Below are 25,942 nucleotides of genomic sequence, written 5' to 3' on the forward strand. Positions count from 1 at the left end.
ACCCTTATTATTGTGACGCCAGCATCTCGCGGGCGCGCTGCAAGTCCGCCGGAGTATCGACACCAAGAGGCACCGTGTCAACGAGCGCCGCGTCAATGCGCATACCTGCTTCCAGGGCGCGCAATTGTTCCAGTCTTTCGCGCTTTTCAAGGGGGGCCGGGGGAAGCCCGACAAATCTTTCCAGTGCCCTGCGGCGGAAGGCATAAAGGCCAATGTGGTGATACAGGGGCCCGTCGCCGGAAGGCACCGGCTGGCGACTGAAATACAGGGCCCGTCCCGTATCCGCGCCTGCGTTCATGGACAACACCGCCTTGACCACATTGGGGTTGGCTTTTTCATCCTCATCGGTGATCTCGCAAGCCAGGGTGGCGATGTCGGTTAGCGGTTCCTTAAGCGGTTTTAAAACCTGACGGACCACCGCCGCTTCAATGGTCGGCAAATCACCCTGAATATTAACGATGGCATCGTGATGCCCATCAGGATCGATCACAGCAAGGGCTTCAAACGCCCTGTCAGAACCCGATGGATGATCTGGATTGGTCATCACTGCCTGCGCGCCCGCAGCTTTTACGGCATCGAAAATTTCCTGATCGCCACAAGCGACAACGACCGGCCCGACATCGGCTTCCATGGCCCGTCGCCAAACCTGGACAATCATGGGCGCACCGCCTATATCCAGCAGCGGCTTTCCCGGCAATCGGGTTGACGCCATCCTTGCCGGCACCACAACAATGGGGTTTTCCGGGGCGCTGCGAGGTTGATTATTTTCAGTCATTGGCAAATCTTGATCATGGTTTCTGGATTTCGCTGAACGGGTCATGCAGTATAACGACGGTGCGTCTGCCTGAAACGGAAAAAAAGGATTGTTGGGTTATGGATTCCGGCTTCATTAAGAACATTATGATTTCCCTCGCCATCGCCTTGGGCGTGGTCATTGTCGTCAACGTCATCGGCGAGTTGTCCGTCCGCCCCCGGACCGAACTGGCTGCCCCCGAACGCAAACAAGCCGAAAAGGCCACCGAAGAAACGAAAACCGAAGCGCCTGCTGCACCGGTAAAGGCCGCCGCGCCAGACATGGCGAGCCTGCTTGCTGCCTATTCCCCGGAAGCCGGTAAAAAAGCTTTTCGCAAGTGCAAATCCTGCCACACATCGGATAAAGGTGGCGCCAATCGTGTCGGCCCCAATCTTTGGGATGTGGTCGGACGCGAAAAAGGAGGGGTCCCGGGTTTCAAGTATTCCGACGCCCTGATGCTGAAAGGCGGCACCTGGACCTACAAGGATCTGGATCGCTTCCTGGCCAATCCCCGGACCTTTATCATTGGCACCAAAATGTCACTTAAGGGTTTTTCCGATCCGGCACTCAGGGTCAGTCTGATCGGTTTCCTGCGCGCTTTAAGCGACAGTCCCAAGCCCTTGGCGGAATAATATCTGATGTATTCCAAAGAACGCGAACTGGCGGAAAAGCTGGCCGATTGCGCCCGCAGCAGTGTCCTTTCATACTTTAGAAAACCCCTGGACATCGACACGAAGGGTGATGAAAGCCCCGTGACCATCGCCGACCGGGAAACCGAAAGGCTGATGCGCGAACTGATTGGCGAGACCTTTCCGGGTCACGGTATTCTAGGCGAGGAATTCGGGGCGGAGAATACAGATGCCCCCTATGTCTGGGCCCTTGACCCCATTGACGGCACCAAATCCTTCATAACCGGGAACCCCCTGTTTGGCACCCTTATTTCGCTGCTGAAGGATGGCCGCCCTATCATCGGTATCATCGACATGCCGGCCCTGGACGAACGATGGATTGGTTGCGAAAACCGGCAAACCACCCTCAACGGCAAAGACGTCCATGTGCGCCCGTGCGCCGACCTGGGCGATGCCTGGTTGTACGCAACATCGCCCCACATGTTTGGTGAAAACGACTTCCAGGCATTTGAAAAAGTTCGGAAATTATCCGGGTGCGCCCTTTACGGCATTGATTGCTATTCATACGGATTGCTCGCCAACGGTTCCTGCGACCTGATCATCGAAGCGACCATGGGAACCCATGACTATTGCGCCCTGGTTCCGGTGATCACCGGGGCCGGCGGAACAATGACCGATTGGCAGGGGAAGCCGCTGGACCTGAATTCAGACGGTCGGGTTATCGCCGCAGGCGACCAGGCAATAGCCGAAAAAGTCCGCGCCCTGTTAAATCCGTACGACTGATTGATGAAAGAAAAACCCCGGATCGTCAAAGCGATCCGGGGTTATAGGGGCGCATAAGCGGCAGGGAGCGGATCCCTATCGCCAAATTGCAGCCCCTTGGGGCCTCGTGGCATTCCTTGAAAATTCTCAAGAAACGCTGGCATTCTCCATTCGGCGCTCTGTCCCGAAAAAGGCGCTTTCTGAATCATCGCGACGTTCGGGTCCGTTCATGCGTCCGCGCTCGCGACGGTTCTCCCCGCTAAAGGATTCCTTGTACAGGCGGCGGCGGTCGGGGCCGAAAAATTTCTGATTGGAAATAAACATACGGCGCTTCTCGATCACCGAACAAACCCTGGAATAAACCCGGGAAGCGGAAATCGGCTTCGCCAAAAATTCAGTCATTCCGGAATCCCGGGCCGTATAGATATGGCGGGATTCAGTGTTGGCGGTAATCACAATCACCGGCACATAAGGATTAGCGCTACCATCCTGATGACGCAGTTCTTTGAGTAACTCAATACCGTTCAGGCCCGGGGCCCAATCGGTCATCACCAAATCGGCAGGGCGCTCGGTGAACATTTCGAGGGCTTCTTTAACATTGTCGCAATCACGCACATCGCGGATACCAAGTTGACGCAAAACGTCGCGCAGCAAACGGCGCATATAACCGTGCTTTTCCACGAGCATGACATTGAGATGGCTAAGGTCGTAATTTTTCACGAGGCTCATATCCTTTGTTGAGATTGTTATATTCCCGTTAAATGACAACAACCTGACATTCCGTGCCGCAAAGTCCCCTTGCCGTGCCGCAAAGTCCCCCTTGCCGTGCCGCAAAGTCTCCCTTGATCAAAACCGGGGTGGAGGCCACAATCTGACCCCATTTCATGCTTATGTTTTTTTGCCAACAATCAGGAGCCCCAAACGTGAACCGTCTCTTCATCGTTTTGCTAACCGCCACCTTCGTGCTGACAGGGGCCGCTACCGCCATGGCCGAACCCCGCCACGGCCTGGCCATGCACGGCGAACCTAAATACGGCCCTGATTTCAAGCATTTTGATTATGTCAATCCGGACGCCCCCAAGGGGGGTAAGGTTAAACTGGGATCGACGGGAAGTTTCGACAACCTGAACGGCTTTATTGTCAAAGGCGAGGCCGCCGATGGCCTGGGCGCTATGTACGACACCCTGATGACCGGCAGCGCCGATGAAGCGTTCACCGAATACGGCCTGCTGGCAGAGAGCATCGAGGTCCCTGAAGATCGCACCTGGGTTCAGTTTGTCTTGCGCAAAGAGGCCCGGTGGCACGATGGCAAGCCGGTCACCGCCGATGATGTCATCTGGACCTTTAACACCCTGCTTGAAAAAGGCACCCCCCGTTATCGTTATTATTACGCCGATGTTGTCGGGGCTAAAAAAATTGACGAGCGTACTGTTCGTTTCGATTTTAAAAATGGGGAAAACCGTGAACTCCCCATGATCATGGGGCAACTGGTGGTCCTGCCCAAGCATTACTGGCAGGATAAGGACTTCACCAAAACCACCCTGGAACCGCCCCTTGGCAGTGGCCCGTACCGGGTCGAAAGTCTGGAAGCCGGGCGCGACATCAGCTACCGGCGGGTCGAAAATTATTGGGGTCGCGACCTACCCGTCAATGTCGGGCGCGACAACTTCGACGTCATAACATACGACTATTACCGTGACGCCACGGTTCAGGTTGAAGCCTTCAAGGCCGGGGCTTTTGATTTTCGGGCCGAAAATATTTCCAAGGTCTGGGCAACCTCTTACGACATCCCGGCTGTCAAAAAAGGCCTGATCAAGAAGATTGAGGTCAAACACAACCGCACCGCCGGTATTCAGGGCTTCGTCTACAACACCAGAAGGGAAATTTTCAAAGATCCGAAATTGCGCCAGGCCCTGGCTTACGGCTTTGATTTTGCATGGTCAAACCGCAACCTGTTCTATGGCCAGTACACCCGCACCCGCAGCTATTTCGACAATTCCGAATTGGCGGCGACGGGACTTCCGGGGAAAGAGGAGCTGGAAATTCTCGAACCTTACCGGGGCCGCATAGCCGATGACGTCTTCACCACAGAATACCAGCCACCCAAAACCAAAGGTGACGGACGCATCCGCTCAAACCTTCGGATCGGGGACAGGTTGCTGAAAGAGGCCGGTTGGGTCATTAAGGACAACCTGCGGGTTAACGAAAAAACCGGCCGGGTTCTTGAATTTGAAATCCTGCTGGTCAGCCCCGCCTTCGAGCGCATCGTCCTGCCCTTTGCCAAAAATCTCGAACGCCTGGGCGTCAAGACAAGCGTTCGCACCGTCGATTCGGCGCAATACCTACGGCGTCTTGAAACCTTCGATTACGACATGCTGACCTTTATCTGGGGCCAATCCCTGTCACCGGGCAACGAACAACTGGGCTATTGGGGTTCAGGGGCGGCCAGCCAAAACGGCAGCCGTAACTTTATCGGCATCAGTGATCCGGTTGTCGATGACCTGATCGCGGGCCTGATTTCCGCCCCGGACCGGGAAAGCCTGATCACCCGCACCCGCGCCCTGGACCGGGTCCTGCAGTGGGGCCATTACCTGATCCCCCATTGGCATCTGGATTATGATCGTCTGATTTTCTGGAATAAATTTGAAAGACCGAAGGTAACGCCCATCTCCGGCGCCCAGTTTAATACATGGTGGATAAACCCGAACGCCGAAAAAGCAACGGTCGATGGTTTGAAATCTCTGAAAAGCGAATAACGAAAGATCATGCTCGCCTATATTCTCCGCCGCTTAGCTTTGATCGTGCCGACACTGTTCGGCATCATGGTCGTCAATTTTATTATCGTTCAGGCCGCCCCTGGTGGCCCGGTCGAGCAGGTGATCGCCAAATTACAGGGCTTGCAGGTCGAAGCCACGGCCCGGGTCAGCGGCAGCGCCGGCGGTGAAATTGCCGCCGGCACCAAATCGCGCCAACAAACGAGTAGCGGGACGACCAGCAAGTATCGCGGCGCCCAAGGCCTTGATCCGGAATTCATCAAGGACATCGAGCGCCAGTTCGGTTTCGACAAACCTGCCCCTGAGCGCTTCTTCCTGATGATGAAGAATTATCTGGTCTTCGATTTCGGCGACAGTTTTTTTCGCGACCGCAGTGTTTTTGATCTTGTCGTTGATAAAATGCCGGTCTCGATATCGCTTGGTTTATGGACGACCTTGTTGATCTATCTGATATCAATCCCGCTTGGCATAACGAAAGCCGTGCGCGACGGCTCACGCTTCGACATGTGGTCCAGCGGCGTTGTCATTGTCGGAAACGCGATCCCCGGTTTCCTGTTCGCTATCCTGCTGATCGTCGTCTTCGCCGGTGGACGCTATTTGGACTGGTTTCCCCTGCGTGGCCTGTTTTCAGATAACTTCGACGAATTATCGGGTTTGCAGAAAGTAACCGATTACTTCTGGCATATGGCGTTGCCGATCCTGTCCATGGTGATCGGCGGCTTTGCCGGTCTTACCATGCTGACGAAGAATTCGTTTCTCGATGAAATTAACAAGCAGTACGTCATTACCGCCCGTTCCAAGGGGTTGACCGAACACCGGGTCCTGTACGGCCACATATTCCGCAACGCCATGTTGATCGTCGTCGCCGGTTTTCCCAGCGCCTTCATCAGCATCCTTTTTACCGGTGCCCTGCTGACCGAGATTATTTTCTCGCTCGATGGCCTTGGCCTGCTTGGATTTGAGGCCGCCATCAACCGTGATTACCCGGTCATGTTCGGGTCCCTTTATTTCTTTACCCTGCTGGGGCTGGTGATGAATTTGATTGGTGATGTGATGTATCACGTCATCGATCCGCGTATCGATTTTGAGAGTCGGGGAGCCTGATGAACCTGACCCCTTTAACACAGCGCAGGCTTGCCAACTTTCGCGCCAACAGACGTGGTTACTGGTCACTGTGGATATTTTTAGGACTATTCGTTGCCAGCCTGTTCGCCGAACTGATTGCCAACGATCAGCCGATTTTGATTAAATACGACGGACATCTTTATGTCCCGGTTTTGACCGATTACCCCGAAACCACCTTCGGCGGCTTCCTTGAAACAACGGCAGAGTACGCGGACCCTGAAGTCCGTGAAATGATCGAGGAAAAAGGCTGGATCATCTGGCCGCTGATCCATTTCAGTTATGACACTGTCAATTACGAACTAACCGTTCCGGCCCCGGCCCCGCCATCGGAACTGAACTGGCTGGGCACAGACGATCAGGGCCGCGACGTCGCCGCCCGGCTGATATACGGCTTTCGCATATCGGTGCTGTTCGGCCTGACCCTGACCCTGTTCAGCTCGATCATCGGTATTGCATCGGGTGCGGTGCAGGGTTACTTCGGCGGCTTGACGGATTTGCTGTTCCAGCGGTTTATCGAAATCTGGTCGGGACTGCCGACGCTCTACCTGCTGATCATTCTGGCAAGTGTCGTCGCCCCCAATTTCTGGTGGCTGCTGGGCTTGATGCTGATGTTTTCGTGGATGTCACTGGTCGGTGTGGTGCGGGCCGAGTTTCTCAGGGCCCGAAATTTCGATTATGTGCGCGCCGCCCGCGCCCTCGGCGTCGGCAATATGGAAATCATGTACAAGCACATCCTGCCCAACGCCATGGTCGCGACGGTGACGTTCCTGCCCTTCATCCTCAATGGTTCGATCACCACTTTGACGGCCCTCGACTTTCTCGGCTTCGGCCTTCCGGCAGGCTCGGCAAGCCTGGGAGAATTGCTCAATCAGGGAAAATCCAATCTGCAAGCACCGTGGCTTGGGATGTCGGCATTCTTTGTACTGGCCATCATGTTGAGCTTGCTTATCTTCGTCGGCGAGGCGGTTCGTGACGCTTTTGATCCCAGGAAGACATTCAAATGAGCCTTCTGGAAATCAAGGATTTAAGTGTTTCCTTTGGCCACGGTACGGGCGAGATCAAGGCCGTGCGCAACATTTCGCTCAACCTTGATAAGGGTGAGACTGTGGCCCTGGTTGGCGAGTCCGGTTCGGGGAAATCGGTGAGCGCGCTTTCGGTCATGAAACTTCTTCCCTATCCCCAGGCCCATCATCCAACAGGTTCGATCCAGTTTGCCGGTGAAGAACTGATGATGGCTGATGAAGCCCACATGCGCGAACTTCGGGGTAACCGCATCGCGATGATTTTTCAGGAACCGCTAACCTCCCTGAATCCCCTGCATTCCATTGAGAAACAAATAAACGAGGTGCTGTTTGTCCACAAACTGATGGATCAAAAACAGGCCCGTGCCCGCGTCCTTGAACTTCTTGAACTTGTCGGCCTGGATGAAGCCATGGACCGACTGAACGATTTGCCCCACCAGTTTTCCGGTGGCCAGCAACAGCGGGTGATGATCGCCATGGCGCTGGCTAACGAGCCGGACCTGCTGATTGCCGATGAGCCGACCACTGCCGTCGATGTCACCATCCAGGCCCAGCTATTGAAACTACTGAACGAACTCCGTGACAAGCTGGGCATGGCGCTGCTGTTAATCACCCACGACCTGGGCGTTGTGCGGGCCATGGCCGACCGGGTCTCGGTGATGAACGAAGGCCGCATTGTCGAGCAAGGCGACGCCAGCGATGTCTTGAACAACCCGCAAAACCCCTACACCAAACGTCTGCTTGCCGCAGAGCCAAAGGGCGCGCCGGAAGCCGCCGACCCCGAGGCTCCCTCCCTTATGAGCGGGGAGGACGTCAAGGTCTGGTTCCCGATCAAAAAGGGGGTGCTCAGGCGTACCGTTGATCATGTCAAAGCCGTCGACGGCGTTTCTTTAAGCGTCAAACGCGGCCACACCCTGGGCGTTGTTGGCGAGTCCGGCTCCGGCAAAAGCACCCTGGCCCGTGCCCTGCTCAGGCTGGAAGGGAGCGAAGGCGGTATTGTCTTTGATGGCGAAGCACTACAGACAAGTGGCGAGGCGGAACTCAGGCCGCTTCGGCGGCGTATGCAGATCGTCTTTCAGGACCCATACGGTTCCTTAAGCCCCAGATTGTCTATTGGCCAGATTGTTGGTGAAGGATTGAAAATTCACGATCTGGGCGGCAATGACGAAGAACGCCACACCCTGATCGCCGAGACCCTAAAGGAAGTCGGCCTGGAACCGGAGATGATGGATCGTTATCCGCACGAGTTTTCCGGTGGCCAGCGCCAGCGTATCGCCATCGCCCGGGTGCTTGTCCTGAAGCCTGATTTCATCGTCATGGACGAACCGACAAGCGCCCTTGATATGTCGGTGCAAGCGCAAATCGTCGAGTTGCTGCGCGACTTGCAACAACGCCATGGCCTGACCTATCTGTTTATTTCCCATGACCTGAAGGTGGTCCGCGCCGTCTCGCACGATATTGTCGTCATGCGCCGTGGCAAGATCGTCGAACAAGGCCCGGCCGCCGACATTTTCGCCAACCCGCAGCAGGCCTACACCCGCGCCCTGATGGCCGCCGCCCTCGACATGAAAGCCGACGACAGCGGTGTTGTCGGTACTTAAGGAATAATAATAACCATGCCCCCATCGATCATTTACATCAGCCCTGCTGAACCCGCTGAAAACTGGCGCAACGCCCTGACCCCGGTCTTGACGGAGGTCGATTTCGCCCATGATTTTCATGTTTGGCCTGATCTCCCCCCAGATCCCGGAAATGTCGATATCGCCATCGTCTGGCGTCCGCCACCGGGAGCCTTGAAGGTATTCCCAAACCTTAAGGCGGTGATCAACCTTGGTGCCGGCGTCGATGCCATTCTGGCCGATAAAACGTATCCAGAAGGTGTGCCGCTGGCCCGCATGATTGACCCGGCCCTGACCCGTCATATGAGCGAATTTGTCGTCCACAGGGTCCTGCACTTTCATCGTAAATTACACATCTACGACCAAATGCAGCGCGATCATGACTGGCGGGAGTTAGAGCAAGACCACACTTTGACCAAACGGGTCGGTATTCTGGGCCTGGGGGCGCTTGGCACCGATGCGGCAGCCCACCTTCTGCCCTTTGAATTTCAGATCGCCGGTTGGAGTCGCTCACAAAAGACAATGGACGGGGTTGAATCGTTTTATGGCGAGCACGGACTTGGCCCGTTTCTGGCCCGAACCGATATTCTTGTCTGTTTGCTGCCACTGACGGCGGAAACCACAGGCATCATCAATGCCGGGACACTGGCCCAATTGCCCGCTGGCGCCTACGTCATCAACGCGGCCCGTGGAGGGCATGTGGTTGAGGCGGATTTACGGGCCGCCCTGGATAGCGGCCATATCGCAGGTGCTGCGCTGGATGTTTTTCATCAGGAGCCCCTGGAAGACAACAGCCCGTTTTGGGATCACCCGAAAGTCCTGGTTACCCCGCACATCGCCAGTCTGTCATCACCCCAGTCAGCGGCCGCCGACATTGGCGAGAATATCCGCCGCATCCGCCGCGGTGAGACGCCAAAGGACCTGGTCGATATGAGCGCCGGGTATTAACTTCGTTTTTGAATTAAAAGACTGATAAGAGAAATTCGGCAATTCTGACGACGAGATCGATTGCTCCTGCTGTCAAGGTAGCGTCTTGAGCATATTCTTTGATCTTGCCAACATATTTCTTTGCCGTACTACTTTGACGATGTTGCTGTTTTGTCGTGTTCTCATGCCTGAGAAATTTTAGCGCTTCCTTTAGTTCTGTTTTCTTTTCACTCGACAACGCTGACGCTTTGTCAATAACACCTTCAACTTCACGGAGGTTTTCATCAATTTTCCGGCTTTCAACATCCAGCTTTTCCGCTACCGTTTCAGTTTCTTCCGTCTCGACAGCGGTTGAAAACGATTTGGCCTTAAGTTCTTTGATTTCTTTTTTCAAAAGACCCCCGCTTTTTTCACCCGTCAAACCGAAGGCTTATCCCTAAACCGTCAGCCAGCAACAGTTTGCTTTGATGAATGTCTTTATGCCCGATATAAGGGAAATCGTCAATATAGACAGATTTGTTTAACGGCCGGTCCTTTTCATCCCTCAATCTCCTCTGGAATAGCGGGTGTCATAGTCGCCAATGCTTCGTTCTGGTCTGTTGCGACGTTACGATCATCGATCATATTATCAAAATGACTAATATCTGGCGTTTCAAATATTACCTCATTAGTGGCATTTCGCTTAGCGGCCTGCAAGACGGGCATTTGCAGTTCAACCATGCGATCCTCAGCCTCGTTCACAGATGCAATGATATTCCCCTTTTGCACTTCGCCAACGGCCCACTCAAGCAGCGTTACGGCATTATCGAAGAGGTCTTTGTTCGTTTTCAGGGCACAAGTATCCTTAAGTGCGTATAGAGGCTCTACCATTTCATCGGCGAGTTCAATTTGTAGACGCATTGTACGATCCTTTCAATCAAGCTATCGATATATGATTAATTAATGATAATTATACGAGTATATTACGATTATAGCAAGGGATATCCTGACCCGTTGATCTATCGGGAAAGGTCCTCGATATATTGCTCGTGGAGAACAGGAACCAAAGTTATAGAGGGCTTGATCTAGCCCAGGTAGCCGTAGGACAGTCCCAGCAAGCCAACGCCGAGGATAATCCGGTAAATGACGAAGGGCGTGAAGCTGGAACGTTTAAGCCACGCCATCAGGATAAAAATGGCAATCAGGGCGGTGACGAAGGCGAGCCCTGCGGCAAATATTGCGTCGGACGTCAAACGGGTATCACCTGACTGATAAAGCTCAAAACCTTTAAGAGCGCCGGCCCCGATAATCGTCGGAATCGAAAGCAGCATGGAAAAGCGGGCCGCATCACGGCGCTCCATACCCAACATTCGCGCCGCCGACATGGTGATGCCGGAACGACTGGTCCCCGGAATGAGAGCCAGCACTTGTGCCAGGCCGATTATCACAGCGTCACTAACGCCTAAATGTTCGACCCGGCGCAGGGTCATTCCGGCCTGGTCGGTGATCCATAACACCAGTCCAAAACCCAACGTCGCCCAGGCAATGACGTTCAGGGAACGCAAGCCGTCGATGCCATATTGATTGAGGCCGTATCCTGCCACCACCACCGGGATGGTCGCCAGAATGAGCAATCCGGCCATTTTGGCGTGAGCATCAAGTCGTCCGCGCAGGGCCATCAGTAATCCTTTGACCATGCCAAAGACATCACGCCAAAAGTACAAAATCACCGCCCCCAGGGTGCCAACATGGACTGCCACATCAATAATCAGTCCCTGATCCGGCCAATCCGCCAAAATCGGAACCAGCGCCAAATGCCCTGAAGAACTGATGGGGAGAAATTCAGTGATTCCCTGAATCAGGGCTAAAACCACAATATGTAGAACAGGCACGGCAATCCTTTCAATATATTGCCGACTTTATAGCACTGCACAAGTCCAGCCCCAAGCCGGAAAACAGCCGCAAGACTTGGATTTGGTAACACCTTCCCGTATTATGGACAAAAGCCCCCGTTTTGTGGTTGGCAATCGGCACCTACATTTGATACTTCTACGCCCCATTTGACTTTATATTAATAAGAGATACTCCTCATGAGCCAACCGGTTTGGCCCCAAGCGCCCGGGCTGCCCCTAAAACAGGGGCTTTATGACCCAAAGAACGAGCATGATAACTGCGGTCTCGGCTTTATCGCCGATATCAAGAACCGTAAGTCACATGACATCATCCGCCAGGGCCTTCAGATTCTGATCAATCTGGATCACCGCGGAGCCGTTGGCGCAGACCATCTGGCCGGTGACGGTGCCGGTATTCTTTTGCAGGTTCCCGACCTTCTGTACCGCGAAGAATGCGCCAAGCTGGGCTTTGAACTACCGCCGGAAGGCGACTACGCCGTCGGCATGGTATTTCTGCCGCAAAATGAAGGCACAAAAAATGCCAGCATTGCCGCCTTCGAGAAAGTCACACCCGAAGAAGGCCAGACCATACTCGGCTGGCGTGACCTGCCAGTCGATAGCAGCTGTCTTGGTGAAAGCGTTCTGCCGATTGAACCGGTGATCCGTCAGATTTTCATTGGCCGCGGCAAAGACTGCGCCGACACGGACGCTTTCGAGCGAAAGTTATTTGTCATCCGCAAACGGGTACACCATAAAGTCTGGGACGTCGATCTTGCCGACCGTAACCAGTTCTACATTCCCTCGTTGTCATCCCGAACCATCGTCTACAAGGGTATGATGCTGGGCCACAACGTCGACACGTATTTCACTGATTTGCTGGATGAACGCTGCCAGTCGGCCCTGGCCCTGGTGCATCAGCGGTTTTCAACCAACACCTTCCCGTCGTGGCCCCTGGCCCAGCCATTCCGCTTTTTGTGTCACAACGGCGAGATCAATACCGTGCGCGGCAATATCAACTGGATGCAAGCCCGCCGCCATAACATGAGTTCGGAAATTCTGGGCGAGGATCTGGAAAAACTGTGGCCGCTTATCGGTGATGGCGCATCTGATTCGGCGACCTTCGATAACGCTTTGGAACTGCTCGTTGCCGGTGGCTACTCATTGGCCCACGCGATGATGATCATGATCCCGGAAGCCTGGTCGGGCAACCCGCTTATGGACGAAGAACGCCGCGCCTTCTATGAATATCACGCAGCCCTGATGGAACCCTGGGACGGCCCCGCCGCCATGGCCTTCACCGACGGCCGCCAGATCGGCGCGACCCTTGACCGAAACGGTTTACGCCCGTCACGCTTCATCGTCACCGACGATGACAAGGTTATTGTCGGCTCGGAAGTCGGCGCGCTGCGCATCCCCGAGAGCAAGATCGTCAAAAAATGGCGTTTGCAGCCGGGCAAGATGTTGCTCATTGACCTTGAAGAAGGACGAATCGTTCAGGATGCCGAACTGAAAGAAACACTGGCCAAAGCAAAGCCTTATCAAAAATGGCTGGACAAGACCCAGATTCTGCTCGACGACCTGCCTGATGAAGTCTCGCCGATGACGGCGGACAAGAAGACTATTCTCGCCCGTCAACAGGCCTTCGGGTACACTCAGGAAGACATCAAATTCTACATTGAGCCAATGGCCGTCGGGGGACAGGACCCCTTAGGCTCCATGGGTAGCGATATACCGCCTGCGGTTCTGTCGGACCGTCCGAAGATGTTGTCTTCTTACTTCAAGCAGAACTTCGCCCAGGTCACCAATCCGCCGATTGATCCGATCCGCGAGGAATCAGTGATGTCGCTGGTCTCGCTCATCGGCCCCAGACCGAACCTGCTCGACCTGAAGACGGGCGGCAAACACATGCGTCTGGAAGTTCAGCAACCAATACTCTCCAATGTCGAACTGGAAAAAGTCCGGCGAATTGAAGACAATGTTGATCACGCCTTCGTCACCTATACGCTTGATACCTGTTATTTGGCCAGTCAAGGCGCCGATGGCATGGAAGAAGCCCTTGACCTGTTGTGCCAAAAGGCCCAGCAAGTTGTTCTTGAAGGCCATAACATCCTGATTTTATCGGACCGCGGCGTCAACGCCGACCGGGTCCCCCTGCCTGCCTTGCTGGCCACTGCCGCCGTTCACCACCACTTGATCCGTGAAGGTCTGCGCACCGAGGTCGGACTGGTTGTCGAGACAGGCGAAGCCCGCCAGGTACATGACTTCTGCCTGCTTGCCGGATACGGAGCCGAGGCCATCAACCCGCACCTGGTATTCGGTTCGATTTCCCACCTGCGCCACAATTTTCCTGAAGTCTTAAGCGAAGAAGAAGCCCACAAGCGATATATCAAGGCCGTTAACAAAGGTATTCTTAAAGTCATGTCGAAGATGGGCATCTCGACCTATCAGTCCTATTGCGGGGCCCAGATATTTGACGCCGTTGGACTATCGAGCGCCTTTATCGACAAATACTTCACCGGTACAGCGACCACAATTGAAGGCGTCGGATTGGCTGAAATTGCCGAGGAAACCATGCGCCGTCATCGTGATGCCTATGGCACCGCGCCGATTTACCGTGACGCACTGGACGTTGGCGGCGAGCTTGCCTACCGGACCCGCGGCGAGGAGCATATCTGGACGCCGGAAACCATTTCCGCCCTGCAACATTCGGTCCGCAGCAGCGATTATGAAGGCTTCAAAACCTATTCTTCCCTGATCAACGATCACGACCAGAAACTGAAGAACCTGCGCGGCCTGTTCTCGTTTGTTCCGGGTCAGTCGATTTCTATCGATGAAGTTGAACCGGTATCCCAGATCGTCAAACGCTTCGCCACCGGGGCCATGTCTTTCGGATCGATTTCGTGGGAAGCCCACACCAACATCGCCATTGCCATGAACCGTCTGGGCGGCAAGTCCAACACCGGTGAAGGCGGCGAGGAAGCAATTCGCTTCAAACCAATGGAAAACGGCGACTCCATGCGTTCGGCCATCAAGCAGGTGGCCTCCGGACGTTTTGGGGTGACCACCGAATACCTGGTCAATGCCGACGACATCCAGATCAAGATGGCGCAAGGCGCAAAACCCGGCGAAGGTGGCCAGTTGCCCGGCTACAAGGTCGATGAATGGATCGGACGGGTCCGTCATTCAACGCCCGGTGTCGGCCTGATTTCGCCGCCGCCTCACCATGATATCTATTCCATTGAAGATCTGGCACAGTTGATTCACGACCTTAAAAACGTCAACCCCAAGGCCCGCGTATCGGTCAAACTGGTATCGGAAGTTGGTGTCGGCACGGTCGCCGCCGGTGTCTCCAAAGCACACGCCGATCACGTTACCATTTCAGGCGCCGACGGTGGCACCGGGGCGAGCCCGATCACCTCAATCATGCACGCTGGCAGCCCATGGGAAATTGGCCTCGCCGAAACCCACCAGACATTGGTCATGAACAAGTTACGTGGTCGCATTTCTGTTCAGGTCGATGGTGGCCTTCGGACCGGCCGCGACGTCGTTGTTGGCGCTCTGCTGGGTGCGGATGAATTCGGTTTCGCCACAGGTGCGCTGATCGCCGAAGGCTGCATCATGATGCGTAAATGCCACCTGAACACCTGCCCGGCCGGGGTCGCTACCCAGGATCCGGAATTGCGCAAGCGCTTCACCGGCAAGCCCGAAGACGTCGTCAACTTTTTCACCTACATCGCCGAAGAAGTGCGCGAGCTGATGGCCGAACTTGGTTTTAGAACAGTCAACGAAATGATCGGCCGTTCAGATCGTCTGCAAAAATCAGATGCCGTCAGTCACTGGAAATCAAAGGGCCTGGATTTCTCGGACGTTTTGGCGACCCCTGAGGCTGAACCCGACGTTGCCATCTTCAACTGCGAAACCCAGGACCATGGCCTTGATAAAGCGCTCGACAACATGCTGATCGAAAAAGCCCATGACGCAATTGAAAACGCCACCCCGGTGGTCATCGAGTCGGGTATCCTGAACATCAACCGTTCGGTTGGCGCCATGCTGTCGGGCCGTATCGCCGAACGCCATGGCCACGCAGGGTTAAAAGACGACACCATTCACATTAAACTTAAAGGCACCGCCGGTCAGAGCTTTGGCGCGTGGGCTGCCCGCGGGGTGACCCTGGAACTGGCTGGTGATTCAAATGATTACGTTGGCAAGGGTCTGTCCGGCGGCAAGATCATTATTTACCCAAGTGATGAAAGCCCCATTGTCCCTGAAGACAACATCATTGTCGGCAACACTGTTCTTTACGGCGCTATTTCCGGCACCTGCTATTTCCGCGGCATCGCGGGAGAGCGTTTCGCGGTCAGGAACTCTGGCGCAAGCGTCGTCGTCGAAGGGGTTGGCGATCATGGCTGTGAATACATGACCGGCGGCTGCGTCGTCGTCTTGGGAGACACCGGCCGCAACTTCGCCGCCGGCATGTCAGGCGGCATCGCTTACGTCCTTGATCAAGACGGTGATTTTGACAAGCGCTGCAACATGGCCCAGGTCGAACTTGAGCCCGTTGTTGATGACGGCGCCATCGTCAGCGAGGCGGACCTTGCCGACATGACCGCCCATGACGCGCAGCGACTGAAAGCCATGATCCAGGATCACTTCGACAACACCGCAAGCAGCCGGGCCAAAGAGATACTTGATGATTGGCAAAACGCTGTTGGTAAATTCGTCAAGATCATGCCCGTCGACTTCCGCCGGGCGCTTGAAGATATCAGGGAAAAGGCCGAAAAAGAACCAATTGCCGTGGGGGCCGAATAATGGGTAAGCCAACAGGTTTCCAGGAATTCCAGCGTCAGGACCGGACCTGCAAATCAGCCGCCGAACGGGTCAGTGGTTATGACGAATTCATGATTCCACTGTCCGAAGAGGTAATCCGCGATCAGGGTGCGCGCTGCATGGATTGCGGTATTCCCTTTTGCCATAATGGTTGCCCGGTCAACAACATCATCCCCGAATGGAATGATCTTGTTTATTCCGGGCACTGGCAGCAGGCGTCGCAAGTGCTGCATTCCACTAACAACTTTCCGGAATTTACAGGCCGCATCTGCCCGGCCCCGTGCGAAGCCGCCTGCACCCTGAACCTGACCGATGAACCGGTGACCATCAAAACCATTGAATGCGCCATTGTTGATCGGGCTTGGGCCGAAGGATGGATGGAGCCACAGGTTCCAAAACGCCTGACCGGCAAACGCATCGCCGTTGTCGGTGCCGGTCCTGCCGGTATGGCGTGCGCCCAGCAATTGGCACGGGCCGGACACGCCGTCGTGGTTTTCGAGAAGAACGCCAAGATGGGCGGCCTGCTGCGCTATGGCATTCCTGACTTCAAGTTAAACAAGGACCTGATCAATCGCCGAATGTCGCAAATGCAGGCCGAAGGGGTCGAATTCCGGCCCAATTCCCACGTTGGATACAACGTCCTGCCCGAACGCCTGCTTTTGAAGTTCGACGCCGTTGCACTTACCGGCGGATCGGAGCACCCGCGCGATTTACCGGTCCCCGGTCGCGAGCTTGACGGCGTCCATTTCGCCATGGATTTCCTGACCCAGCAAAACCGTCGCAATTCCGGCGAACCGTTGGGGGCGGAAGAAGAAATACTGGCCACCGGCAAACATGTTGTTGTCCTGGGTGGCGGCGACACCGGGGCCGACTGTGTTGGCACATCGGCGCGCCAGGGGGCGGCGTCGATTATGCAAATGGAAATCATGCCGCTGCCGCCTGAAAAAGAAGACAAAGGCACGACCTGGCCAAACTGGCCGATCAAGCAGCGCTCTTCGACCTCGCATGAAGAAGGATGCGAGCGTAAATGGGCCGTCGGTACGACAGCCCTTGAAGGCAAGGACGGCAAGGTGACGACGCTGAAAGGTGTCGCCATGGACTGGTCGAACGGCAAACCCGAACCTGTAGAGGGTAGCGCGTTCGAGTTGAAGGCCGATCTGGTGCTGCTGGCCATGGGCTTCCTCAACCCGGTTCATGAGAGCATGCTTGACGACTTTGGTGTTCAGTATGACGGGCGCGGTAACGTGGAGGCCGCCACGGACGGCGACGGCGCTTATAAAACTTCCGTGGATAAGGTTTTCGCCGCCGGTGACATGCGTCGCGGCCAGTCGCTGGTTGTCTGGGCCATTCGCGAGGGTCGCCAGTGCGCCCGGGCGATCGACGAATTCCTCATGGGTTCCTCGGAGCTACCGCTTAAATGATCGTCTATTCCCTCAATTGCTCAAAGGGCCACAGTTTTGATGAGTGGTTCACGTCGTCTGGCGACTACGACGAGCAAATCAAAGCAAAATCTTTGGCCTGCCCGACCTGCGGCGACAAAAAAGTGGCCAAGGGCCTGATGGCCCCCAGCGTTGCCAAAAGCACCGCCGCACCGGCCCCGGCGTGCGGCGCACCAGCCTGCGCCAACACCGGCTGTCCGATGTCGGGACTTAAGTAGGTTCTCTAAGCAGAAACCCGGTTGCGGCCAGCCTTTTTGGCTTTATACAACGCCTTATCGGCGGCTTTCAGAACCTCATCAGGATCATCCGCACCATCTGATGGCCCCGCGACACCGATGGATACGGTGACGCTGACCGTGTCAGATTTTTTTGCAGTCCCTGTTTTTTTCTGATCTTTCGGCATTTTTTCCGGACGCTCTTTGTCCCGCAGGGTAAATGTCGAAGTGGCGATGCTACCGCGCAAAGTTTCCAAATGCGCGCCTACCCCTTCAACATCCTTGCCCGGAAACAGCACCGCAAATTCTTCGCCACCATAACGAAAGGCGCGGCCACCACCGGTAACACGGGCAAGGTTCATGGCAACCATCTGCAACACCTGGTCGCCAACATCATGGCCGTAGGTGTCATTGAATTTTTTAAAGTGATCCACATCGACCATGGCCACGGAAAACCGCTTCCCCAGGCGACCCAGTTCTGTGTTCATGGCCCGGCGCGCCGGCAGACCCGTTAATTCATCAAGGAAGGCCATGTGGTAGGCATCCTGCACCACCGCCACAATCAACAGCAAAAGCGCCGTGCTTAAAAGCAACGAGGACATCACCCCGTCACCAACATGATGCAATGCCGCCCAGGCCGATGCCATTGTCCCCAACATGGCCCCTTCCGTGGGTGTGGGATAAAAAAGAAAGCGGCCGCATAAAAACAGCGTCGCCCCGCCAAACAATAAAATCGCCGGTTGCGGCAAGTGACTCCAAAAATCCAGATCCGTCGAAAAAGGCCTGAAATGCAGCGCCGCGGCCATGCGCGCCTGGGCATCAGATGAAACCGCGTTATCGACGGCGACAAGGACCGCCGCAAAAGGCAGGAACAGCCACAGCACGCGGACCAGACCACTGAAACTCAACAAGCCGCGATCCTTGAAAAAAGCCACGGAGAGTAAATAGACAGGCAGAAAAAGACAGAGTGCAGGATAGGCGATCTGCCACATGGGCCCGCTTGCCGGTACGTGCGGCCACGCATTGAGCATGGCCACGTTGGCAAGCCCCAGCGGCAGGGCGCTAAAAATGACCCGTTCGCGCTTGAACCACAACCCCAGCACCAGCGCCAAAATCGTCAAAAAGTAAGGAATTTGGGGCAGAATATCCTGCAAAGACACAGACAGCGACACATGCCCGCCGGCGATCATCAGAGAGAGCGCCACCAGCAAGCCCGGCGCCAGCAAGGCGGTAATGGATTTGCGAAATCCCAACATGGGCGAACCAACCACGCCCGACCCGGGCGTCTCCTGTCAATGCCAGCCCTGATTACAATCGGTAACTTTCAATATTACGTTAATTTCTTTTCGTTATACCGGTAGCTGGTCTTTATGCTTCAAGGAGTCGCCATGTCAGGACTTTGGTTAATTGTTGCCGGTTTTTTTGGCGCCACAGGGGTTGGTGCCGGTGCTTACGGTTGGCACAGTCTGGGCGAAAATGACTCGATCAGGCAAATCTTCATGATGGGGGTCGATTACCAGATGTGGCACGCCCTGGCCCTGACCGGTGTCGCCTGGATCGCCTCACAAGCGGCGTTCAAGACTTCAAAATTACCGCTTTTTGCCGGTCTCGCCTTTAGCCTTGGTATCATTCTGTTCTCAGGCACCCTGTACCTGTATGCCCTGATTGGTTACGTCATTGTTGAAGGGGCGGCGCCTGCCGGCGGCTGGTTGATGATGGCCGGGTGGGTAACGCTGATGGTCTGTGGCTGGAAATCCAGAAGGGCAAACGATGAGTCCTGAAACGAACAATCCCTTTGGCTATCCCAATCGGACTGGTGCTTCAACCCGGCGACAACGGACCCATGAAATCCTCGATATCTCGATGCCCCATGACAAGGTCGGGCGCATTATTGATGGCTGCCTGATTACCCTGATCGCCCTTAATGTCGCTGCCGTTATTTTTGAAACCCTGCCCGGTCTTGATCAGGAATGGCTAAACCTATTTTACTGGTTCGAAGTTTTTTCCATCATCATCTTCAGTTTTGAATATGTGTTGCGCGTGTGGTCGTCAGTTGATGACGACGAGATCGATTACCGCCATCCCATTTTGGGACGCCTTCGCTACATGCTCAGTCCCATGGCCCTGATTGACCTGTTTGTTATCCTGCCGTTCTATCTGGGTTTCTTTATCCAGTTCGACCTGCGGTTCTTAAGGGTTTTACGTCTGCTCCGCATTTTCAAACTGACCCGTTATTCCTCGTCAATGTCACTGTTGCTCAACGTACTGCGCGATGAGGGCCGGGCCATTGGTGCGGCAATGTTCGTGTTAATGCTGATGTTGGTATTGACGGCGAGTCTTGCCTATCTTGCCGAACATAAAGCCCAGCCCGAAGCCTTTGGCTCGATTCCCGCCGCCATGTGGTGGGCGGTGGTCACCATGACCACGGTCGGTTACGGTGATGTGGTGCCGGTGACGCTGTGGGGGAAACTGATGGGGGCCGCTATCGGTATCCTGGGTATCGGCATGGTCGCCCTGCCCGCTGGTTTGTTGTCTTCGGGTTTTTCCAACGAATTACACCGGCGGCGCAAAAAATATACCGACATGGTCGAAACGGCACTGGAAGACGGCGTCATTTCTGATGAAGAAGAAGTCACCCTGAAAGAAGTCCGCGAGGATCTGGGCATACGCGCCCAGGATGCCAGAGAAATTCTCGAAACCGAAATGCGCTTCAGCGGAGACATCGCCGGCAAGTGTCCCCATTGTGGTAAAGCTCTGAAAATCCCGACCGAAGGTTAAGCTCAGGAGCCTTCCAGTTTCCACACTTCAGGCGCCTGTTCCAGACGATCGAGCAGAAGACCGCGTTGGCGTTCCATCTCGCCGGGCAGGCTGTCCCCGAATTTCGCGAAGTGGCCGGTTTGATCTTGAGCCTCTGCCTGACCCGCAGCACGGTCGATTTCCATCAGCTTGTAAAAAGTATCCACATCAAAATCCAGTCCAGCCCAAGTAATATCCTGGTGACGGGGCATGATGCCAAACGGGCTTTCAACACCTTCGGCACGACCGCGGACACGCTCAACAATCCATTTCAGCACCCGCATGTTTTCGCCAAAACCGGGCCATATAAACTTGCCGTTCTCATCCTTGCGGAACCAGTTGACGCGGAAGATTGCAGGCGCTTTGTCGACCTTGCTTTCCATGCCCAGCCAGTGCTGCCAGTAGTCGCCCATGTTGTAGCCGCAAAACGGCAGCATCGCCATTGGGTCGCGTCGTATGGCCGCCTGGCCAACCGCTGCCGCAGTCGCTTCGGAGCCCATAGTGGCGGCCAGATAAACCCCGTGCTGCCAGTCGAAGGATTGAAACACCAGCGGAAAGGTGGTCGACAAACGGCCACCGAATACAAATGCTGAAAGAGGGACCCCGTCAGGATCTTCCCAGGCCGGGTCAACGCTTGGGCACTGGCTCGCAGGGGCGGTGAAACGGGAATTGGGATGGGCCGCAGGGGTCTCGCTGTCCGGGGTCCAGTCGTTTCCGCGCCAGTCGATGGCGTGGGCCGGGGGTTCGCCGTCCATGCCTTCCCACCACACATCGCCATCATCGGTCAGGGCGACGTTGGAAAAGATACAATTGGCCTTAACGGTTTCCATGGCGCTGGGGTTTGACTGATAGGACGTACCCGGTGCGACGCCAAAATAACCGGCTTCCGGATTGATCGCCCTGAAGGTGCCATCACTTGTCGGCTTGACCCAGGCAATATCGTCGCCGACCGTATGGACTTTCCAGCCTTCAAAACCTTCCGGCGCGATCAACATGGCCAGATTGGTTTTGCCACAGGCGCTGGGGAAAGCAGCACCGATGTAGGTTTTCTCACCTTCCGGGCTTTCAAGGCCCAAAATCAGCATGTGTTCGGCCAGCCAGCCTTCATCTCGGGCCATGGCCGAGGCAATGCGCAAGGCAAAGCATTTCTTGCCCAGAAGGGCGTTTCCGCCATAGCCGCTGCCGAAAGACCAGATTTCGCGGGCCTCGGGGTAATGGACGATGTATTTTTCATCGTTGCACGGCCAGGTCACATCGGCCTCGCCCGCTTGCAAAGGCGCACCAACGGTATGCATACAGGGAACGAAATCGCCATCGCCCAGAATGTCGAGAACCTTTTGCCCCATGCGTGTCATGATTTTCATATTTACCGCCGCATAGGCGGAATCGGTGATTTGAACGCCGATATGAGCAATGGGTGATCCCAGTGGCCCCATGGAAAACGGCACCACATACAGGGTACGGCCAGCCATGCATCCATCGAACAAGCCGTTCAGTTTTGTCCGCATTTCAGTCGGCTCACACCAGTTGTTGGTGGGGCCGGCGTCGGCTTCTTTGGCGGAACAAATAAAGGTTCGGTCCTCAACCCGGGCGACATCGCGGGGGTCCGATCGGGCCAGATAACTGTTCGGGCGCTTATCCGGATTGAGGCGGATCAAAGTGCCGCCATCGACCATCTGCTGGCAAAGGCGGTCATATTCAGCTTCGCTCCCATCACACCAGTAGACGCTGTCAGGTTTGCACAGCGCCGTCATTTCCTCGACCCAGGCCAGTAATTTTGTGTTGGAAGTCCGGTCTTCACCTGTCGTGGTCATGGGATTCTCCTAGGGGAATAGCGAGATTTCAGCAATTTCGATGCCATAAAACATACGAACAAATCAATGCTCTGACAACCGGGATCGGCCAAGGTTTGGCTGTTTTCTGGGGATAAATGGGGGAGCCCAAGATAGCCTCAGGCTCTGCGTCGGGTTCCTGCGCTATCTGCCGAGGGCTGAGCGTTCATCGCATCAACCTTACGTTTTAAGGCTTCCAACTCAACGGTAGCAGCTTCACGGGTTTTGACCAGATCACGAATCCTGCTGACCATGGCTTCCTGGGTTTTAGAGTTCTTCTGGGTCAGGGCGGCCAGTTCGGAAAAGGAATTCCTGATCCCTTTCATTTGGTTATCGACGGTACGGCGGGTGCGGCCATCAATTTTTTTGACGGCTTCTGTAACCATCCAGAGAGCCCCCATGGCAGCCATTAAAGCAATAACGGCAATAATTGCAGTAATTCCTAACATTTAGTCACTCTTCGCCGTCCCCTGATCTTATCGAACTATCTTCTGAGTCATTGAAGCGGATTCGTGATCATTTTTAAAGTCTCAATTCTGGATTTTTTTAAAATTTTTTCATTTTATTAGCCAATTTTGCCATTTCGCCGTGCACCCCGCGCCCTGAACGTACTGATTGAAGGAAATCAAGCCGCCGAAATGCCTTGGTTGATATCAAATCGAGCCCTTCAGGATCGACTCCACCGATCCGCCACTGTTTTCCCGGTTTGCCGACCATGTCAGAAAGAGTTTCTCCATATTCCTGGTTCAGGCGTTCGATCAGTCGTTGTTCCACCGCCATGACATTGCCGGAAGCCTTGGCGTCAAAGAGAAACTTTTTCGCCCCCATCCAGTTGGCCTTGCCAAAACCCCCGACATAATGGGCTCGTTCGACCTTCATGCGGTAGATACCAAAATCGGCAAATCCCGCATATCGTTCAGCTTCTGGATGACGGGCCAGAAAGCGGCGAGCAGCAACGGGATCGTTCGTTGGTTTTATCCGGCCGGTCAGGGTCACTCTGGGGCCTGTTTGCGGATTTGCCAGACCTGAGGCTTCCTCGAACAACAGAGCGCTGCGGCAGTCTTCCAGAAGATTGCGGGTATGGTCGGCCAATGTGGATAACAACAGGACAGGGCTGCTATCGCTCATGCAGGCGACAGTTACCAGTGATGCATAGGGCCAGCCCTGACGACGCCCTGTTAGGGCGCTGGCCAATGTCGCCGAACGGCAGCGCCGGACCAGTGCGCGGGAAATAACCTGGATATCCGGGGTTTCATCTTTCTTCATTTTTCAAATGTGACGACCGGTTTGACTGGCGTCAAGGTATGGTCGTAGCAATTTTTCTATTGCTTGTACCGACACAACCACTCATTGTCCGGCCTCGCAAAGAACAGCTCGATATATAGAACTTTACAATGCACCCGACTGTTAAAACCCGACGCCCAGGAACCCGACGCCAGTTTGTTTCCTGGCTCGCCGTCCTCGCCCTTGCCCTGCCCATGCTGGCGCCGGTGGCCCAGGGCATTCCTCTTTCAGGCGTCACAGATGACATGCAGACGCCATTTTATATGGTGCTTTGTAAAGCCATGCAGCGCGGCACCTCCGAGCCCGCACCCGAGCAAACCCCAAACACCCTTGATTGCCCGGTCTGCCTGGGCTTTTCTTCGGCAAAATCGGTATTGCTTTCACCACTTGCCGAGCCTGGCGCTTGCGAATTTGATCACCTTGCCTTTGTTATTAATACCAAAAGCGATATCGGCAATGGTCGCCTGATATCGCGCGCCCACGCCCGCGCCCCGCCAGTATCTGTCTGACATCAAATCGAATTATAGAAGCGTCTAAATCCCCCGGCCAACGGGGAGACGTTTTGATGTATACTTTCCCCATCCGAAGGAACTTAAGACAGATGAAAATACTCTCCACCCTTATTGCACTCTTTTTATTCACCCTGAACACAGCCCACGCCGCCGAAAATGTCAGCGCTGGCGATATCACCGTCTCCAAGGCCTGGGGCCGGGCAACCATCGGCGCCAACCGCCCCGGTGGCGCCTTTGTCACCATTGCCAACAAAGGTACCGCAGGCGACCAGTTGGTTGCGGTGGAAACGCCTGCCGCCGGAAAATCTGAATTGCATACACACACCATGACAGACGGCGTCATGAAAATGACCCAGATCATGAGCATCGACATTCCGGCAGGCGGCATGACCACACTCAAGCCCGGCGGCTTTCACATTATGATGTTTAATTTGAAAGAAGCCCTGAACGAGGGCGATATGTTCCCCCTGACCCTGACTTTCAAACACGCCGGCAAGGCGACGATCATGGTCCATGTTGGCAAGGTCGGGGCCATGGGAGCCATGAATCACAAGATGCACATGGATAATATGGATGACGAAAATCATAAGAAGATGCATGAAGAGCATATGAAAGACGCTGAACACAAGAAAATGCACGAAGAGCATATGAAAGAAGGGGCCACAGAGGCTCAGTAACGATGACATCGGCCTCGTGTTGATTTCATCCTTGGGTATCAGGCGCTTGCGGCTATAATTTCGCCACAAAGCTAATTGATATAAGAACCTGCCGCACACTGGCGGCATGTTTAAACCAAGTTGCACGAGGCCGTTTCATGTCCCGAACCATTGCCCTGGTTGATGACGATCGCAATATTCTGACTTCCGTCTCAATGGCGCTGGAATCCGAAGGCTTTACCGTAAATTGCTATTCTGACGGCGAGGAAGCACTTGCCGGCTTAAACCGCAATCCCGTCGATCTTGCCGTGCTCGACATTAAGATGCCGCGCATGGACGGTATGGAGCTGTTGCAGAAAATCCGCGCCGATTCAAAATGTCCGGTTATCTTCCTGACTTCAAAAGACGATGAAATTGACGAATTTCTTGGCTTGCGCATGGGTGCGGATGATTACATCACCAAGCCGTTTTCCCAGCGTCTGCTGATAGAACGGATTAATGTTATCCTGCGACGGACTGAAAAATCAGCAACCCCGGAAAGTGATGAGAATGTCGTCAAGCGTGGCAATCTGACCCTTGATGCGACCCGCCATCAATGTACATGGAAAGGTGAGGAAGTCGTCCTCACGGTAACGGAATTTCTTTTACTGCAAGCCCTTGCCCGTCATCCGGGGCATGTCAAAAACCGTGACCAGTTGATCGATTTTGCTTACGGGGAACATATCTATATCGACGATCGCACCATCGATTCGCACATCAAGCGGGTGCGTAAAAAATTTCGCGCTCATGACGCCGACTTCAAGCAAATCGAAACCCTTTACGGGGTCGGCTATCGTTACCGCGAAGACTAACCAAATCG

General features: G+C 54.8%; 24 protein-coding genes. 15 read left to right on the top strand and 9 right to left on the bottom strand.

Going from position 1 to position 25,942, the window contains the following annotated elements:
- Nucleotides 1-7 precede the first annotated feature (7 nt).
- Nucleotides 8-775 carry a 3-deoxy-manno-octulosonate cytidylyltransferase gene (locus tag HOL66_11870; GenBank protein MBT5244928.1) on the bottom strand — a complete coding sequence of 256 codons (768 nt, stop codon included), beginning with the start codon at nt 773-775 and terminating at the stop codon, nt 8-10.
- Between the two features lie 98 nt (nt 776-873).
- Here HOL66_11870 and HOL66_11875 point away from each other — a divergent pair, with 98 nt between their 5' ends.
- Together HOL66_11875 and hisN are read left to right on the top strand one after the other, a co-directional pair.
- Nucleotides 874-1,425 (top strand): cytochrome c family protein, encoded by a 552-nt coding sequence (locus HOL66_11875; protein MBT5244929.1) that lies wholly within the window; start codon nt 874-876, stop codon nt 1,423-1,425.
- 6 nt (nt 1,426-1,431) lie between these two features.
- Complete coding sequence (gene hisN / locus HOL66_11880) at nt 1,432-2,205, top strand: histidinol-phosphatase (protein MBT5244930.1); 774 nt, start codon at nt 1,432-1,434, stop codon at nt 2,203-2,205.
- A gap of 126 nt (nt 2,206-2,331) precedes the next feature.
- Here hisN and HOL66_11885 read toward each other — a convergent pair whose 3' ends face one another.
- Entirely contained in the window at nt 2,332-2,904 is a 573-nt protein-coding gene (locus HOL66_11885; GenBank protein MBT5244931.1) for a response regulator, read from the bottom strand.
- Nucleotides 2,905-3,074: 170 nt separating this feature from the next.
- On the opposite strand from HOL66_11885, the gene HOL66_11890 reads away from it, so the two are divergent.
- The 5 genes from HOL66_11890 to HOL66_11910 are packed head-to-tail and all read left to right on the top strand — an operon-like array spanning nt 3,075 to nt 9,672.
- Nucleotides 3,075-4,940, top strand: a complete 1,866-nt coding sequence (locus tag HOL66_11890) for an ABC transporter substrate-binding protein (GenBank protein ID MBT5244932.1) — start codon at nt 3,075-3,077, stop codon at nt 4,938-4,940.
- Between the two features lie 9 nt (nt 4,941-4,949).
- Nucleotides 4,950-6,062 (top strand): microcin C ABC transporter permease YejB, encoded by a 1,113-nt coding sequence (locus HOL66_11895; protein ID MBT5244933.1) that lies wholly within the window; start codon nt 4,950-4,952, stop codon nt 6,060-6,062.
- Nucleotides 6,062-7,087, top strand: coding sequence for an ABC transporter permease (locus HOL66_11900; GenBank protein ID MBT5244934.1), 1,026 nt, complete (start codon nt 6,062-6,064; stop codon nt 7,085-7,087). Before HOL66_11895 ends, HOL66_11900 begins: the two co-directional genes overlap by 1 nt.
- Nucleotides 7,084-8,706, top strand: a complete 1,623-nt coding sequence (locus HOL66_11905; protein ID MBT5244935.1) for an ABC transporter ATP-binding protein — start codon at nt 7,084-7,086, stop codon at nt 8,704-8,706. The genes HOL66_11900 and HOL66_11905 overlap by 4 nt, the downstream gene beginning before the upstream one ends.
- A 15-nt stretch (nt 8,707-8,721) precedes the next feature.
- Nucleotides 8,722-9,672 carry a glyoxylate/hydroxypyruvate reductase A gene (locus HOL66_11910; GenBank protein MBT5244936.1) on the top strand — a complete coding sequence of 317 codons (951 nt, stop codon included), beginning with the start codon at nt 8,722-8,724 and terminating at the stop codon, nt 9,670-9,672.
- 13 nt (nt 9,673-9,685) lie between these two features.
- On the opposite strand, the gene HOL66_11915 is transcribed toward HOL66_11910, so the two are convergent.
- The 3 genes from HOL66_11915 to HOL66_11925 form a co-directional block, all read right to left on the bottom strand.
- Nucleotides 9,686-10,072: a hypothetical protein gene (locus tag HOL66_11915; protein ID MBT5244937.1), complete on the bottom strand. Its 387-nt coding sequence runs from the start codon at nt 10,070-10,072 to the stop codon at nt 9,686-9,688.
- A 116-nt stretch (nt 10,073-10,188) separates the two neighbouring features.
- Complete coding sequence (locus HOL66_11920; GenBank protein MBT5244938.1) at nt 10,189-10,551, bottom strand: hypothetical protein; 363 nt, start codon at nt 10,549-10,551, stop codon at nt 10,189-10,191.
- 164 nt (nt 10,552-10,715) lie between these two features.
- Nucleotides 10,716-11,522, bottom strand: a complete 807-nt coding sequence (locus tag HOL66_11925; protein ID MBT5244939.1) for an undecaprenyl-diphosphate phosphatase — start codon at nt 11,520-11,522, stop codon at nt 10,716-10,718.
- Nucleotides 11,523-11,720: 198 nt separating this feature from the next.
- Here HOL66_11925 and gltB point away from each other — a divergent pair, with 198 nt between their 5' ends.
- From gltB to HOL66_11940, 3 genes are read left to right on the top strand one after another with little or no spacing between them, the layout of a single operon-like run.
- Entirely contained in the window at nt 11,721-16,331 is a 4,611-nt protein-coding gene (gene gltB / locus HOL66_11930) for a glutamate synthase large subunit (GenBank protein ID MBT5244940.1), read from the top strand.
- A complete protein-coding gene (locus HOL66_11935) occupies nt 16,331-17,770 on the top strand; it encodes a glutamate synthase subunit beta (protein MBT5244941.1) in 1,440 nt (479 codons plus the stop codon). Before gltB ends, HOL66_11935 begins: the two co-directional genes overlap by 1 nt.
- The gene (locus tag HOL66_11940; protein ID MBT5244942.1) at nt 17,767-18,006 is read left to right on the top strand and encodes a DUF1178 family protein; all 240 of its coding nucleotides are present in this window, start codon (nt 17,767-17,769) and stop codon (nt 18,004-18,006) included. Before HOL66_11935 ends, HOL66_11940 begins: the two co-directional genes overlap by 4 nt.
- 5 nt (nt 18,007-18,011) lie before the next feature.
- Here the strand turns inward: HOL66_11940 and HOL66_11945 are convergent, their stop codons facing one another.
- Nucleotides 18,012-19,274, bottom strand: coding sequence for a GGDEF domain-containing protein (locus HOL66_11945; GenBank protein ID MBT5244943.1), 1,263 nt, complete (start codon nt 19,272-19,274; stop codon nt 18,012-18,014).
- A 117-nt stretch (nt 19,275-19,391) separates the two neighbouring features.
- On the opposite strand from HOL66_11945, the gene HOL66_11950 reads away from it, so the two are divergent.
- Together HOL66_11950 and HOL66_11955 are read left to right on the top strand one after the other, a co-directional pair.
- Nucleotides 19,392-19,784, top strand: a complete 393-nt coding sequence (locus HOL66_11950) for a DUF423 domain-containing protein (protein MBT5244944.1) — start codon at nt 19,392-19,394, stop codon at nt 19,782-19,784.
- A complete protein-coding gene (locus tag HOL66_11955; GenBank protein ID MBT5244945.1) occupies nt 19,774-20,781 on the top strand; it encodes an ion transporter in 1,008 nt (335 codons plus the stop codon). The genes HOL66_11950 and HOL66_11955 overlap by 11 nt, the downstream gene beginning before the upstream one ends.
- Nucleotides 20,782-20,783: 2 nt before the next feature.
- On the opposite strand, the gene HOL66_11960 is transcribed toward HOL66_11955, so the two are convergent.
- The 3 genes from HOL66_11960 to HOL66_11970 all read right to left on the bottom strand — a co-directional run bounded on the left by HOL66_11960 (nt 20,784) and on the right by HOL66_11970 (nt 23,897).
- Nucleotides 20,784-22,613, bottom strand: coding sequence for a phosphoenolpyruvate carboxykinase (GTP) (locus HOL66_11960; GenBank protein MBT5244946.1), 1,830 nt, complete (start codon nt 22,611-22,613; stop codon nt 20,784-20,786).
- Nucleotides 22,614-22,750: 137 nt separating this feature from the next.
- Nucleotides 22,751-23,080 carry a hypothetical protein gene (locus HOL66_11965; GenBank protein MBT5244947.1) on the bottom strand — a complete coding sequence of 110 codons (330 nt, stop codon included), beginning with the start codon at nt 23,078-23,080 and terminating at the stop codon, nt 22,751-22,753.
- A 97-nt stretch (nt 23,081-23,177) separates the two neighbouring features.
- Complete coding sequence (locus HOL66_11970; GenBank protein ID MBT5244948.1) at nt 23,178-23,897, bottom strand: heme iron utilization protein; 720 nt, start codon at nt 23,895-23,897, stop codon at nt 23,178-23,180.
- 128 nt (nt 23,898-24,025) lie between these two features.
- Between HOL66_11970 and HOL66_11975 the strand changes: the two genes are divergently transcribed.
- The 3 genes from HOL66_11975 to HOL66_11985 all read left to right on the top strand — a co-directional run bounded on the left by HOL66_11975 (nt 24,026) and on the right by HOL66_11985 (nt 25,934).
- Nucleotides 24,026-24,424 (top strand): DUF2946 domain-containing protein, encoded by a 399-nt coding sequence (locus HOL66_11975; GenBank protein MBT5244949.1) that lies wholly within the window; start codon nt 24,026-24,028, stop codon nt 24,422-24,424.
- Nucleotides 24,425-24,516: 92 nt separating this feature from the next.
- Complete coding sequence (locus HOL66_11980; GenBank protein MBT5244950.1) at nt 24,517-25,104, top strand: copper chaperone PCu(A)C; 588 nt, start codon at nt 24,517-24,519, stop codon at nt 25,102-25,104.
- 137 nt (nt 25,105-25,241) lie between these two features.
- Nucleotides 25,242-25,934, top strand: coding sequence for a response regulator transcription factor (locus HOL66_11985; GenBank protein MBT5244951.1), 693 nt, complete (start codon nt 25,242-25,244; stop codon nt 25,932-25,934).
- Nucleotides 25,935-25,942 lie beyond the last annotated feature (8 nt).

It is taken from the genome of Rhodospirillaceae bacterium (genome assembly GCA_018662005.1).
Taxonomy (GTDB): Bacteria; Pseudomonadota; Alphaproteobacteria; order Rhodospirillales; family JABHCV01; genus JACNJU01.

Coding starts and splice junctions, on each gene's coding strand:
- HOL66_11900 (MBT5244934.1), top strand. CDS start 6,062: ATGAACCTGACCCCTTTAACACAGCGCAGGCTTGCCAACTTTCGCGCC.
- HOL66_11985 (MBT5244951.1), top strand. CDS start 25,242: ATGTCCCGAACCATTGCCCTGGTTGATGACGATCGCAATATTCTGACT.
- HOL66_11975 (MBT5244949.1), top strand. CDS start 24,026: ATGCACCCGACTGTTAAAACCCGACGCCCAGGAACCCGACGCCAGTTT.
- HOL66_11940 (MBT5244942.1), top strand. CDS start 17,767: ATGATCGTCTATTCCCTCAATTGCTCAAAGGGCCACAGTTTTGATGAG.
- HOL66_11970 (MBT5244948.1), bottom strand. CDS start 23,897: ATGAAGAAAGATGAAACCCCGGATATCCAGGTTATTTCCCGCGCACTG.
- HOL66_11980 (MBT5244950.1), top strand. CDS start 24,517: ATGAAAATACTCTCCACCCTTATTGCACTCTTTTTATTCACCCTGAAC.
- gltB (MBT5244940.1), top strand. CDS start 11,721: ATGAGCCAACCGGTTTGGCCCCAAGCGCCCGGGCTGCCCCTAAAACAG.
- HOL66_11875 (MBT5244929.1), top strand. CDS start 874: ATGGATTCCGGCTTCATTAAGAACATTATGATTTCCCTCGCCATCGCC.
- HOL66_11910 (MBT5244936.1), top strand. CDS start 8,722: ATGCCCCCATCGATCATTTACATCAGCCCTGCTGAACCCGCTGAAAAC.
- HOL66_11960 (MBT5244946.1), bottom strand. CDS start 22,613: ATGACCACGACAGGTGAAGACCGGACTTCCAACACAAAATTACTGGCC.
- HOL66_11870 (MBT5244928.1), bottom strand. CDS start 775: ATGACTGAAAATAATCAACCTCGCAGCGCCCCGGAAAACCCCATTGTT.
- HOL66_11935 (MBT5244941.1), top strand. CDS start 16,331: ATGGGTAAGCCAACAGGTTTCCAGGAATTCCAGCGTCAGGACCGGACC.
- HOL66_11905 (MBT5244935.1), top strand. CDS start 7,084: ATGAGCCTTCTGGAAATCAAGGATTTAAGTGTTTCCTTTGGCCACGGT.
- HOL66_11955 (MBT5244945.1), top strand. CDS start 19,774: ATGAGTCCTGAAACGAACAATCCCTTTGGCTATCCCAATCGGACTGGT.
- HOL66_11920 (MBT5244938.1), bottom strand. CDS start 10,551: ATGCGTCTACAAATTGAACTCGCCGATGAAATGGTAGAGCCTCTATAC.
- hisN (MBT5244930.1), top strand. CDS start 1,432: ATGTATTCCAAAGAACGCGAACTGGCGGAAAAGCTGGCCGATTGCGCC.
- HOL66_11965 (MBT5244947.1), bottom strand. CDS start 23,080: ATGTTAGGAATTACTGCAATTATTGCCGTTATTGCTTTAATGGCTGCC.
- HOL66_11895 (MBT5244933.1), top strand. CDS start 4,950: ATGCTCGCCTATATTCTCCGCCGCTTAGCTTTGATCGTGCCGACACTG.
- HOL66_11890 (MBT5244932.1), top strand. CDS start 3,075: ATGTTTTTTTGCCAACAATCAGGAGCCCCAAACGTGAACCGTCTCTTC.
- HOL66_11950 (MBT5244944.1), top strand. CDS start 19,392: ATGTCAGGACTTTGGTTAATTGTTGCCGGTTTTTTTGGCGCCACAGGG.